11 protein-coding genes are annotated in these 11,845 nt (G+C 67.1%); 1 reads left to right on the top strand and 10 read right to left on the bottom strand.

Annotation, left to right across the window (positions count from 1 at the left end; all coding sequences use genetic code 11):
• Window positions 1-40: 40 nt before the first annotated feature.
• From atpE to rpmE, 9 genes are all read right to left on the bottom strand, one after another.
• Entirely contained in the window at window positions 41-250 is a 210-nt protein-coding gene (gene atpE, locus DR843_RS02820; RefSeq protein ID WP_109684011.1) for an ATP synthase F0 subunit C, read from the bottom strand.
• Window positions 251-322: 72 nt separating this feature from the next.
• Entirely contained in the window at window positions 323-1,117 is a 795-nt protein-coding gene (gene atpB, locus DR843_RS02815) for a F0F1 ATP synthase subunit A (protein ID WP_245933959.1), read from the bottom strand.
• A gap of 190 nt (window positions 1,118-1,307) precedes the next feature.
• Entirely contained in the window at window positions 1,308-1,787 is a 480-nt protein-coding gene (locus tag DR843_RS02810) for a Cg1360 family ATP-synthase-associated protein (RefSeq protein WP_109684010.1), read from the bottom strand.
• Window positions 1,788-1,847: 60 nt separating this feature from the next.
• A complete protein-coding gene (locus tag DR843_RS02805; protein ID WP_109684009.1) occupies window positions 1,848-2,945 on the bottom strand; it encodes a glycosyltransferase family 4 protein in 1,098 nt (365 codons plus the stop codon).
• Between the two features lie 20 nt (window positions 2,946-2,965).
• Complete coding sequence (locus DR843_RS02800; protein ID WP_109684008.1) at window positions 2,966-4,243, bottom strand: serine hydroxymethyltransferase; 1,278 nt, start codon at window positions 4,241-4,243, stop codon at window positions 2,966-2,968.
• Window positions 4,240-5,124 (bottom strand): L-threonylcarbamoyladenylate synthase, encoded by an 885-nt coding sequence (locus tag DR843_RS02795; protein ID WP_109684007.1) that lies wholly within the window; start codon window positions 5,122-5,124, stop codon window positions 4,240-4,242. The genes DR843_RS02800 and DR843_RS02795 overlap by 4 nt, the downstream gene beginning before the upstream one ends.
• A 10-nt stretch (window positions 5,125-5,134) precedes the next feature.
• Window positions 5,135-5,998, bottom strand: coding sequence for a peptide chain release factor N(5)-glutamine methyltransferase (gene prmC / locus DR843_RS02790; RefSeq protein WP_245933958.1), 864 nt, complete (start codon window positions 5,996-5,998; stop codon window positions 5,135-5,137).
• The gene (prfA, locus tag DR843_RS02785) at window positions 5,995-7,077 is read right to left on the bottom strand and encodes a peptide chain release factor 1 (protein WP_109684006.1); all 1,083 of its coding nucleotides are present in this window, start codon (window positions 7,075-7,077) and stop codon (window positions 5,995-5,997) included. The genes prmC and prfA overlap by 4 nt, the downstream gene beginning before the upstream one ends.
• A 75-nt stretch (window positions 7,078-7,152) precedes the next feature.
• Window positions 7,153-7,371 carry a 50S ribosomal protein L31 gene (rpmE, locus tag DR843_RS02780; protein ID WP_109684005.1) on the bottom strand — a complete coding sequence of 73 codons (219 nt, stop codon included), beginning with the start codon at window positions 7,369-7,371 and terminating at the stop codon, window positions 7,153-7,155.
• Between the two features lie 262 nt (window positions 7,372-7,633).
• On the opposite strand from rpmE, the gene DR843_RS02775 reads away from it, so the two are divergent.
• On the top strand, window positions 7,634-9,538 hold the full coding sequence (locus DR843_RS02775) for an N-acetylmuramoyl-L-alanine amidase (protein ID WP_109684004.1): 1,905 nt from the start codon (window positions 7,634-7,636) through the stop codon (window positions 9,536-9,538).
• Between the two features lie 81 nt (window positions 9,539-9,619).
• On the opposite strand, the gene rho is transcribed toward DR843_RS02775, so the two are convergent.
• The gene (gene rho / locus DR843_RS02770) at window positions 9,620-11,578 is read right to left on the bottom strand and encodes a transcription termination factor Rho (protein ID WP_109684003.1); all 1,959 of its coding nucleotides are present in this window, start codon (window positions 11,576-11,578) and stop codon (window positions 9,620-9,622) included.
• Between the last annotated feature and the right edge of the window lie 267 nt (window positions 11,579-11,845).

The following is an 11,845-nucleotide window of genomic DNA, read 5'->3' as shown; positions in this document are numbered from 1 at the left end:
TTATCTCTTGCAGGGGAATGGGTTTCGCGGATGGGGCTGGTCAGCCCTTGAAGACGAACGCGAACACCAGACCCAGGATGGCGAGGGCCTCGGTGAGGGCCATACCGGTGAAGGCAATGGTCTGCAGCATGCCGCGGGTCTCCGGCTGGCGGGCGACACCGTTGATGTAGGCCGCGAAGATGAGGCCGATACCGATGCCGGGGCCGATGGCGGCGAGACCGTAGCCGAGGAATGCGATGGAGCCAGTCATTTCGATTCTTTCCTTCTGTGTGTTCCCCGGTGCGGTCGCCCCAGGGGTCGTGCTATGGGCGGGTTGACAAAATCAGTGGCCGTCGGAGCAAGCGTCGGCGATGTAGAGCGCGGCCAGCAGGGTGAAGATGAACGCCTGCAGGAACTGGATCAACAACTCGAAGAAGCTCATCAGGACCGCGAAGGCGATGGACAGCACGCCGGCGCCCTTGATCGCGAAACTGTCGATGTGCAGCAGGAGGTACTGACCTCCGACGATGAAGACCAGCAGCATCAGGTGACCGGCCATCATGTTGCCGAAGAGTCGCAGTGCCAGCGTCAGCGGCCGGATGAAGAAGTAGGTCAGGAACTCCAGGACCCACATGATCGGGACCAACCAGCCGGGTAGTCCGGCCGGGGTCAAGGAGCCCAGGTACTTGCCGAAGCCACCCTTATGCCGGATCGCGGTCACGTGGTAGACGACGTAGACGATGGCCGTCAGCACGATCGGGAAGGCGATGCGGGCCGTGGTCGGGTACTGGATGAACGGAATGAAGCCGGCAAAGTTGTTCAGCAGGATGACGGTGAACAGGCTGAACAGCAGCGGCAGGAAGGGCTTGAAGTTCTTGGTGCCGATGATGTCCTTGGCGATCGTGTTGCGCACGAAGTCGTAGGAGGACTCCAGCAACCACTGGCCCTTGCTCGGTACCAGCTTCAGGTTGCGGGTACCGATCATGTAGACGGCGATGATCAGCACCACCGACAGGATCATCATGACCGCGGGCCGGGTCAGCGCCCAGTTGCTGTCACCGCCGATCAGCGGCCACCAGAAGTCACTGGTCCCCGGCGACTCAAACTCGTCGGCGGGCAGCGCCACAAGCAAACTCACACAAACTCCTCAGTCAACATCCAGTTTGACGGTCGAACCTGGGATCGGGTGCCCCTACCCTTGGCGCATCGCTGCGACACAGAGAGCTTGTGTCGAGGTTGCCGGGAGGTACCGAATACCGGTGAAGTCACTGCGAAGGATACCCGACGCGCGGCTCCACCTTGGCCACAGGACAACCGGGCGAGACGCTTCATGGCGCCTCGTTCCGGTCAGTTCCGACGGTGTCGGAAACCACGGGGTCGTAGATCGGCTGGCGGGACCGGCGAAAACCAATCACCTGGAACACCTGCCACGCGATCACGACGACGACCACGGCGATCGCGGTCGCCGGCCCGTCGAGTGACTTGATCTGCACTGCGCCGGCGAGGATCAACCCCAGCACGAGGACCTGGCCGAAGAAGACAGCCAGCCCGGCGGCCATCAGCAGCGCCGGATCAAGGTTGCGCAGGCGCATCAGCACCAGCAGGCCGCTGGCGAAGAAGGCCAGGGCGAGCGCGGCACCGAAAAGCGCCGACAGGCCACCCGCGGGCCCGCGGACGATCAACAGCACGACGGCCGTGATCAGACCGCAGACGGCGGCGGGAACGAAAGCGGCTCGCAGCAAGGGGGCGAAGGGCGACTCAGCCAACGGCACGGGGGTACTCACCTCGGTGTCGTGTGAGTCGGACATTGACTCTCCAGCTGGTTCGTGGGCGTCATTCAGGCGTCTCGCGAGCGCTTGTGAAAACTATCACAAGCTCCGGGTCCGCCTCCACTTGGGCAGTCCCCAGGTCAGCGCCAGAGACGCCAACAGCATCACGGCCAGCAGGCTCAGCGCAACGGCTGCGGGCAGGTACGCCAGCGCCAGGATGCCCAGCGCCCCTGCCGCCGACCACAGGTAGAGCAACAGTACGGCTTCGCGGTGCGGGTGGCCCATCTGCAGCATCCGGTGGTGCAGGTGCTTGGAGTCGGCCGCCCAGAACTTGCCGCGCCGTCGCACCACCGCCCACACCACGTCGATGATCGGCAACGCCAGGATCAGCATCGGCAGCGCGATCGGCAGCCACGAGGCATAGGTCGCCGACTGGCCGGTCGAGCCGGCCGGATCGAAATTGCCGGTGAAGGAGATCGTCGCGGCCGACAGCAGCAGTCCCAGCAGGAGGGCACCGGCATCCCCCATGAAGAGCCGGGCCGGATGGAAGTTGTGCGGCAGAAAGCCCACGCACACCCCGACGAGCGCGGCGGAGATGAAGGCCGCCGAGGAGAACACACTGCCGGGCACGTCCCGCGACGCCAGCGAATAGGTCCACAGGAAGAAGGTCCCGGCCGCGATAGCGACGATCCCGGCCGCCAGTCCGTCCAGGCCGTCGACGAAGTTCACCGCGGTCGTCGTGGCCACCACGATCAGGACCGTGATCGCCGTCAGCACCGGTGCCGGCAGGATCGTCTGACCGCCCAGTGGGATGAACAGCATCGTCACGCCGGCGTAGGCCATCACCCCGGCGGCGATCATCTGACCGGCGAACTTGGTGATCGGATCCAGTTCGCGAAAGTCGTCGATCGCACCGAGCCCCGTGATCAGCACGGCCGCGATCAGCACACCGATCAGTTGGCCGAAGTTCTCCGAGACCGTCTTGGACAGATAAGGCAGATGCCCGGCCACCAGCAGCGCTGCGGCGAAACCGATCAGCATCCCGACCCCACCGAGGCGCGGAACCGGCGTGGTGTGCACATCGCGTCCTCGTACCGGCGTGAACGCTCCGAACCGGATCGCGAACCAACGCACCGCCGGGGTGACCACGAAGGTGATCACCCCGGCGATAACGGCGACAAGAACGTATTCGCGCACGCGTCAGGCGGTAGCGAGGATCAACGCGGGTAGGCCGGGAACTGCCCGACCAGTTCGTGCACCTGCGCGCGGACCTCCTTGGAGACCGCGTTGTCCGGGTCGGCGTCACCCTTGGTCACAGCCGTCGCGATGAGGTCGGCGATCGTCTTCATCTGCTCAGGACCCATGCCCTGGGTGGTGACACTCGGCGTACCCACCCGGATCCCGGAGGCGACGTTCGGCTTGGCCGGGTCGAACGGGATGGCGTTCTTGTTCAAGACGATTCCGGCTGCGTCCGCGCGCGCCTCGGCGTCCGCGCCGGTGACGCCGACCGCCTGCAGGTCGTGCAGCGACAGGTGCGTATCGGTGCCGCCCGTGGTCGGGCGGATGCCGTGCGCGTCGAGGCCGGCCGCGAGCGCCTGGGCGTTGGCGATGACTGCATTGACGTACGCCGCGTACTCGGGGGTCGCGCACTCCTTGAAGTTGACCGCCTTGGCGGCGATCGTGTGCATCTGCGGGCCGCCCTGCATCATCGGGAAGACGGCTTTGTCCAGCTTGGCGGCGTGCTCGGCCTTGCAGACCAACGCGCCCGAGCGGGGACCGCGCAGCACTTTGTGCGTGGTGAAGGTGACCACGTCGGCGTAGGGCACGGGCGAGGGGATCGCCTTGCCGGCGACCAGACCGATGAAGTGCGCAGCATCGACCCAGAAGATCGCACCGATCTCGTCGGCCAGGTTGCGGAAGAACTCGAAGTCGATCAGCCGCGGGATTGCCGACCCCCCGGCCAGGATCACCTTGGGCTTGTGCTCGCGGGCTAACTCGGCGACCTGGTCGTAGTCGATGTCCTCACTTCGCTTGTCCACGCCGTAGTGCACCGCGTTGAACCACTTACCGGAGAAGGACACCTTGGTGCCGTGCGTCAGGTGCCCGCCCATCGGCAGCGCCATGCCCAGGATGGTGTCGCCAGGCGACAGGAACGCGCCGTAGACGGCCTGGTTGGCGCTGGCGCCGGAGTGCGGCTGCACGTTGGCGTGGTCGGCGTCGAAGAGATCCTTGCAGCGCTCGATCGCGAGGTTCTCGGCCTTGTCGACCTCGGAGCAGCCACCGTAGTAGCGGCGCCCGGGGTATCCCTCGGCGTACTTGTTGGACAGCGTCGAACCCAGCGCGGTCAGGACCGCCGGGGAGGACATGTTCTCGCTGGCGATCAGCTGCAGACCACCGCGCAGGCGCTCCAACTCGGAGAGCAGGACGCCGGCGATGTCCGGGTCGAAGGCGGCAAGCTCGTCGTAGTCGGAGCCGTAGAAGGGGGTAGTGCTCACGGGTTCACCTCGGGTCGGTCGGTGCTGGGATCGTCGGTCGGGGAAGTGGTCTCGGAGTCCCAGTGCTCACCGATGGACTCCGGCGCGGGCGGGGCGTCGGCCGAGTCGAAAACGGTGGCGTCCTCGGGGAATTCGGGTGGGCTCTGATCCGGCTGCGGCTCCTCGTCGCCGGCAGCAACCGGTGGCGCGTCGTCGACCGGCTCCGGGTCGCCGGGGTCGACGCTCACCCCGAGGCCGGTGATGAGTTCTACCGGGCCGAGGACCTCGCGCAGCGCGTCCAGGCTGACCGTCCCCTCGCGCAGCACGACGGGGTCGGCCTTGGTGCAATCCAGGATGGTCGAGGGTTCGGTGTTGGCACGGGCCCCGCCGTCGAGGAACACCTCGACGAAGCCGCCGAGCGCGAATCCGGCCTCGGTGATGGTGGTCGCCGCGGGCTTGCCGGTCTTGTTGGCCGAACTCACCGCGAGCGGTCCGGTCAGGGACAACAACTCGCGGGCGATCTCGTCGTCGGGCACCCGGAGCCCGACCGTGCCGTTGGTGTCCCCCAGGTCCCAGGCCAGGGACGGCTGCGCCCGGAAGATCAGCGTCAGGCCGCCGGGCCAGAAGGCGTCCATCAACCGGTTGGCGTAGGACGGCACATCCATCGCCAGACCCGGCACGGTCTCGCGGCCCGGGATCAGAACGGGTGGCGGCATCTCCCGACCACGCCCTTTGGCCGACAGCAACGTCTGCACGGCGACCGGGCTGAACGCGTCGGCCCCGATGCCGTAGACGGTGTCGGTCGGCAGCACGATGCACTCACCGTTCTCGATGGCGGTGCGGGCTGCGGTCAGACCCTCGGAGCGCTGATCCGCGTCGGAGCAATCGAAGATCTCACTCACGATCGCGATCCTATCGGTCGCATCGGACGGCCCGGACCGCGCGCGGGCGGCCGGTCAGGTCCACTTCGTCAGCGACCTCCTGCCATCGCCCGTCGGCGCGTAACGCGGCGGGTAGTGAGTCACCTTGGCTGTCGGCGTGTTCCATGATCAGCACTCCCCCATCGCGCAGCAGATCCGCCGCGTGCGCGGCGACCGCCAGCGGGATCCGCAGCCCGTCAGCACTGCCGCCGTAGAGCGCCACCTGCGGATCGTGGTCCCGCACCTCCGGGTCGATGGGCTCCATACCGACAGGGATGTACGGCGGGTTACTGACGACCACATCGACCGCACCGGCCAGCTCCGGGAAGGCGCTGGTGGCGTCGCCAAGGCTGAGGTTCACCTCGAGGCCGAGGGTTTGCGCGTTGCGTTCCGCCCAGGCAAACGCCAGCTCGTCCAGCTCGACCGCGGACACCTGCAGGGCGGGCCGCTCCTGCTTGATCGCGAGCGCGATGGCGCCCGATCCGGTGCACAGGTCGACCACGGTGCCGCCCTCCTCGGCCACCGCAAGCACCAGATCCACCAGCAACTCGGTCTCCGGTCGAGGGATGAACACCCCTGGCCCGACGGCCAGTTCGAGGTGCCGGAACGGTGCGCGACCGGTCAGGTGCTGCAGCGGGACCCGCCGGGCCCGCTCGTCGACCAACTCGTCCAACAACTGCAGCTGGTGTGCGTCGGGACGACGACCGAGCAGCAACTCACGTCGCGCGTCGGAGGGGCTACGGCCCCAGACGTGCGCGACCAGCGCCAACCCATCGGCGTACGCCGAGGGCACGCCGGCCTGCGCGAGGCGTCCGGTGACCGTCCGCAACAGGTCCGCATCGGTGGCCCCGGTCACTGGCCGGCGGCCGCCATCCGGGCGGCCTCGTCCATCGTGACGGCGGAGTCGATGACCGGGTCGAGGTCACCGTTGAGGACAGCATCAAGGTTGTAGGACTTGAACCCGGTGCGGTGGTCGGCGATCCGGTTCTCGGGGAAGTTGTAGGTGCGGATGCGCTCGCTGCGGTCCACGGTGCGCACCTGCGAACGTCGCGCCGCGCTGGCCTCGGCGTCGCGTTCCTCCTGCTGCTGCTGACGCAGTCGCGCCTTGAGCACGCGCAGCGCGGCCTCTTTGTTCTGCAACTGCGACTTCTCGTTCTGGCAGGAGACGACCAGGCCGGTCGGCAGGTGGGTGATGCGCACGGCGGAGTCGGTGGTGTTGACGCTCTGGCCGCCGGGACCGGAGGAGCGGTAGACGTCGATCTTCAGGTCGTTCGGGCCGAAGGTGATCTCCTCGTCGTCACCGTCGTCCAGGTCGGGCATCACCAGGACCCCGGCCGCAGAGGTGTGGATGCGGCCCTGGCTCTCGGTGACCGGCACCCGCTGGACCCGGTGGACGCCGCCTTCGTATTTCAACCGCGCCCAGGGAGCAGAGCCCGGCTCCGGAGTGCCCTTGGCCCGCAGTTGCAACCGGACGTCCTTGTACCCGCCGAGGTCGGACTCGGTGGCATCGGTGATCTCGGCTTTCCACTGGTGCTTCTCGGCGTAGCGCAGGTACATCCGCACCAGGTCGCCGGCGAACAGCGCCGACTCCTCGCCCCCCTCACCGGCCTTGACCTCCAGGATGACGTCCCGGTCGTCGTCCTCGTCGCGGGGCAGCAGGAGCGTGCGCAACCTGCCCTCGGCCAGTTCGACGGCCTCGCGCAACGCCGGCAGTTCCGCGGCGAAGGCCGGGTCCTCCCCCGCCAGTTCCTCACCGGCGGCCAGATCCTCGCCTGCCTGCTTCAGCGCGTGGTAGGCGGCGACGGTCGGGGCCAACGCGGCGTACCTCTTGTTGAGCTTGCGGGAGAGTTTCTGGTCACCGAGCGTCGCGGGGTCGGCCAACTGCCGCTCGAGGTCGGCGTACTCGGCCACGATCGGTTCAGCGGACTCCAACATGCGGTTTGCCTCCTGCAGCACACAAATGAACCGCCGCCCCGCACCCAGATCGGGTGCGGGGCGGCGGCGGGAAAGTTACTTGGCGTCGGCCTTCTTGCCGTAACGCTCCTGGAAGCGGGCCACACGACCACCGGTGTCGAGGATCTTCTGCTTACCCGTGTAGAACGGGTGGCACTGCGAGCAGACCTCGACGTTGATGGCGCCGTCGGTCTTGGTGCTGCGGGTCTCGAACTGAGCGCCGCAGGTGCACGTCACCAGGGTGTTGACGTACTCCGGGTGCAGGTTTTTCTTCACTGCGGGATCTCCTTGGTATCGAAGGGTCCGGGTCGCCTGCGCGGATGCAACGGGCGTGAACCGGAAGCCAGCAACCAATTCTGCCAGACATGGGACCTGAGACCGAATCGGCGCTACCTTGGCGAACGCTCCGAGCGGTCCGGGCATTCCGATCGCGCGCGGAAATCCTCCCGAGAAAGTTTTACATTCCGTAAACACTTTCCATCGACGATGCGTGCCACAGTAACTATTGCCCAATCCACGCTCAGCAACGGAGACGTGCATGCCTTCCTCAGTATCCCGACGCAACTTCCTGATCGCGTCGCTGGCGGTGCCCCTCGCGGCCACGGCCGCTCCCGCTCTCGCAGTCGAGAGCACCGACCAATTCACCGCGGCGGCGACCAAGTACCAGGTCCCCGTCGCCGTCCTCGCGGCCGTGTCCTACGGTCAGACCCGCTGGGAGGACCACTCCGGTCGCCCCTCCACCAGCGGCGGGTACGGCCCGATGCACCTGATCGACGGCGCCGCGGTGGCCGCGGTCCGCGCCAACCGCACGGGTAAGCCCAACAGCGCACCGGTCATCGACACTCTCGCCCAGGCGGCCGAACTCAGCGGCTACTCCCCCAGCGCCCTGAAGAACGACCCCGCCGCCAACATCATGGGAGCAGCCGCCATCCTGGCCAGCACCCAGAAGTCGCTGGGCCACCCGCTCGGCGCCAGCACCGACCCGGCCTCCTGGTACGAGGCCATCGCCTCGGTCAGCGGCCTCACCTCCGCCTCGGCCCAGCAGACTTTCGCCGACGGGGTCCTGGCCGATATCCAGTCCGGCGCCGTGAAGGCGACTGCCGGCGGCACGTTGCGCATGCAGGCCCGCGCGGTGGGTTCCCCGGGCGCGCAGCGGCAGGTGCTCAGCCAGCGCGTGGCTGCCGCCAAGGCCCAGCGCCCGCGCGGCCCCGTCGATGCGCCAGCCGGACTGGACGTGGAGTGGATCCCTGCGCCCTACGAGCAGTACGGTCCGAACCCCTGGGACTACGGCAACCACGACCTGGGCTTCCGGCCCAAGTCGCCCGCCCTGAACCAGATCGTCATCCACGACATGGACGGCTACTACGACGGTTCGATCACCTTGGTGAAGGACCCCACCTATCTGGCCTGGAACTACTCGATCCGCTCAGCGGACGGGCACATCGCCCAGCACCTGGAGACCAAGGACATCGGTTGGCACGCCGGTAACTGGTACATCAACGGGCACGCGCTGGGCATCGAGCACGAGGGCTTCGCGGCCGACGGCAGTTGGTACACCGAGGTGATGTACCTCAATTCGGCCAAGCTGGTGAAGTACCTGGCTCGCAAGTACGACATCCCGTTGGACCGTAGCCACATCCTGGGTCACGACCAGGTCCCGGCGACCACCGCAGCCGGTATCCCCTCGATGCACTGGGATCCGGGTCCGTTCTGGGACTGGGAGCACTACTTCACCCTCCTGGGCGCGAACCTGCGCAAGGGCACCTCGGCAGTGCGGCCCAAGTCTGGTCAGGTGGTGCGGATCCTGCCCGGATTCGACGGCAACTTCCAGCCGTTGACCGGCTATCAGAACAGCTCCAGCACCCCCTACCCCGACCTGCCGACCAACTTCGTCACGCTACGCACCCAGCCGGACTGGGGGGCCCCGGTCTACACCGACAAGGGTCTGCACCAGAACGGCACTCCGGGCTCGACGTACGTCTCGGATATGGGTGCCCGCGCCGCCGCTGGCTGCGACTACGTCGTGGCGGAAGTCATCGGCGACTGGACGGCCATCTGGTTCCTCGGCGACAAGGTGTGGTTCTACAACCCGCGCAAGAACCCCACCGCCCGGGTGCTGCTCGGCGCGAAGGTGGTCACCCCGAAGGCGGGCAAGACCACCATCCCGGTCTACGGTCGCGCCCTGCCGGAGCCCTCGGCGTACACCGACCCCGCCGATGTCGTGGCCTGGGCGCCGCTCACCTACCAGCTGGCGTCGGCACAGTCCTACGCGTTGGTGGATGAGAAGCCGCCGACGGACTACTACAAGGCCAACACGTATGACATCGACACCCCCGGCGATCACGTCGACATCATCGGGAAGACGAAGTACTACATGATCAGCGTCGGCCACCGGATCGGCTTCGTCCTGGCCGACGACGTCCAGGCCTCCCGCGCCTGGTGATCTGACGCACGGCCTGTCCCCCGCGGCGGACAGGCGAAAGGGCCGGGAGACGTTGTCTCCCGGCCCTTTCCGTGCGATAGATCAGTCTTCGTCGTCCAGCTTGATCGAGCTGGTCTGCTGCACCTGCATCAGGAACTCGACGTTCGACTTGGTCTTCTTCAACCGGTCGAGCAGCAGTTCCAGGGACTGCTGCTGGTCCAGGGCGGCCAGCACCCGGCGCAGCTTCCACATGATCTTCAGCTCGTCGGCGCCCAGCAGGATCTCTTCACGACGGGTACCGGAGGCGTTGACGTCGACCGCCGGGAAGATCCGGCGCTCGGCGAGCTGGCGCGACAGGCGCAGCTCCATGTTGCCGGTGCCCTTGAACTCCTCGAAGATCACCTCGTCCATCCGGGAGCCGGTCTCGATCAGCGCGGTCGCTAGGATCGTGAGCGAACCGCCGTGCTCGATGTTGCGCGCTGCACCGAAGAACTTCTTCGGCGGGTAGAGCGCGCTGGAGTCCACACCACCGGACATGATCCGGCCGCTGGCGGGAGCCGCCAGGTTGTAGGCGCGACCCAGTTTGGTGATCGAGTCCAGCAGGATCACCACGTCCGAACCGGCTTCGACCAGGCGCTTGGCCCGCTCGACCGCGAGCTCGGCGACCGTCGTGTGGTCGTCGGCCGGACGGTCGAAGGTCGAGGCGATGACCTCACCCTTGACCGCGCGCTGCATGTCCGTGACCTCTTCAGGGCGCTCGTCGACGAGCACGACCATGAGGTGGCATTCGGGGTTGTTGGTGCTGATCGCGTTGGCGATGGCCTGCATGATCATCGTCTTACCGGCCTTGGCCGGCGCCACGATCAGACCGCGCTGACCCTTACCGATCGGCGCGACCAGGTCGATCATCCGGGTCGTCAGCACGTTGGGCTCGGTCTCCAACCGCAGCCGCTCCTGCGGGTAGAGCGGGGTCAGCTTGCCGAATTCCGGGCGCTGCTTGGCCTTCTCCGGGTCCAGCCCGTTGACCGTGTCCAAGCGCACCAACGCGTTGAACTTCTGCCGGTTGGACTGCTGCGACTGCTGCTGGTCGTTGTCCCGCGGCGCGCGAACGGCACCGGTGACCGCGTCACCCTTGCGCAGCCCGTTGCGCTTGATCATGCCCATCGGCACGTAGACGTCGTTCGGACCGGGCAGGTAACCGCTGGTCCGCACGAAGGCGTAGTTGTCGAAGACGTCGACGATGCCCGCGACCGGGATCAGGACGTCGTCCTCGCGGATCTGGGTGTCGACGTCGCCGAAGTCCTCGCGACCGCCCCGGCCGCGCTTGCGGTCCCGGCCGCGCTGGCGCCGGCGGGAGTTGGGCCCGTCGTTGTTCCAGCTGTCGTTGCCGCCGCTGTTGCGGTCGTTGTTGTTGCGGTCGTTGTTGTTCCGGTCGCCGGTGTTGCGATCGTTGTTGTTGCCGCCGTCGTTGCGGTTGCCGCGCTCGTTGGTGTTCTGCGAGCGGTCGGTGCCGCCCTGCGCACGATCGCCGCGGTTGTTGTTCTGCTGACCGCGGTTGCCGCGGTTGTTCTGGCCCCGGTCACCGTTGTTGCGGTTGCCGTCGCCCTGGTTGCCGTTGTTCTGGCCCCGGTCACCGTGGTTGCGATCGCTGTTGTTGTTGCGACGCTGCCCACGTTCGGCGGTGCCGCGCTCGTCGCCCTCGGCGTCAGCGTCGGCGCGGGACTCAGCGGGAGCCTCAGCGCGGCGGTCCCGCTGCTGGTGGGAGTCCGCATCCGCACTGCGGGTCTCGGCCGGCTGCTCCACGGAGCGCTCCGGCGCTGCCGTCTCGACGGCCGGCGCGGCCGGAGCCTGCGCGGCCGACTCCGGCGCGGGTGCAGTGGTGGGGGCAGTCGCGCGGCGGGATCCGCCGTCACGACCGGCACGAATGGCCTCGAGCAGATCGCTCTTGCGCATTTTCGAAGTGCCGCTGATGCCCATGGTCGATGCGAGTTGCTTGAGTTCGTCGAGTTTCAGAGTGCTCAACGAACCGCGAGCCGTGACCCGCTCGGTGGTTTCAGTCACGAAGAATTTTCCTTCCCCTCATCCAGCCGATCGGCTCTGCGAATGAGGCGTCCTCTTGAGGTACGACCCCGGCGTACTGCCTGGAGTCACGACCGCCGTGCTGACCACCCGCGAGCGGGTAGGGCAAGAACAGTCAAAGGGTGGCACCGCTGGGTGACCGTCGGGGGGTTCCGATCATGCGTCGGGAAAGGATCGCTGAGCGAGAGATTCACAGAGCGCTTCCGTCGGCGCGGTCACCGAGATCTCGGTGCTGGGACAACCGTACAC

It is taken from the genome of Branchiibius hedensis, from assembly GCF_900108585.1.
Lineage (GTDB): Bacteria > Actinomycetota > Actinomycetes > Actinomycetales > Dermatophilaceae > Branchiibius > Branchiibius hedensis.
The sequence above is the reverse complement of the archived record's forward strand: the minus strand, read 5'-3'. Positions and strand labels throughout refer to the sequence as shown.

Excerpts from the sequence above, each read along its gene's own strand:
- atpE (WP_109684011.1), bottom strand. The coding sequence starts at position 250 with ATGACTGGCTCCATCGCATTCCTCGGCTACGGTCTCGCCGCCATCGGC.
- DR843_RS02810 (WP_109684010.1), bottom strand. The coding sequence starts at position 1,787 with ATGTCCGACTCACACGACACCGAGGTGAGTACCCCCGTGCCGTTGGCT.
- prfA (WP_109684006.1), bottom strand. The coding sequence starts at position 7,077 with ATGTTGGAGTCCGCTGAACCGATCGTGGCCGAGTACGCCGACCTCGAG.
- DR843_RS02775 (WP_109684004.1), top strand. The coding sequence starts at position 7,634 with ATGCCTTCCTCAGTATCCCGACGCAACTTCCTGATCGCGTCGCTGGCG.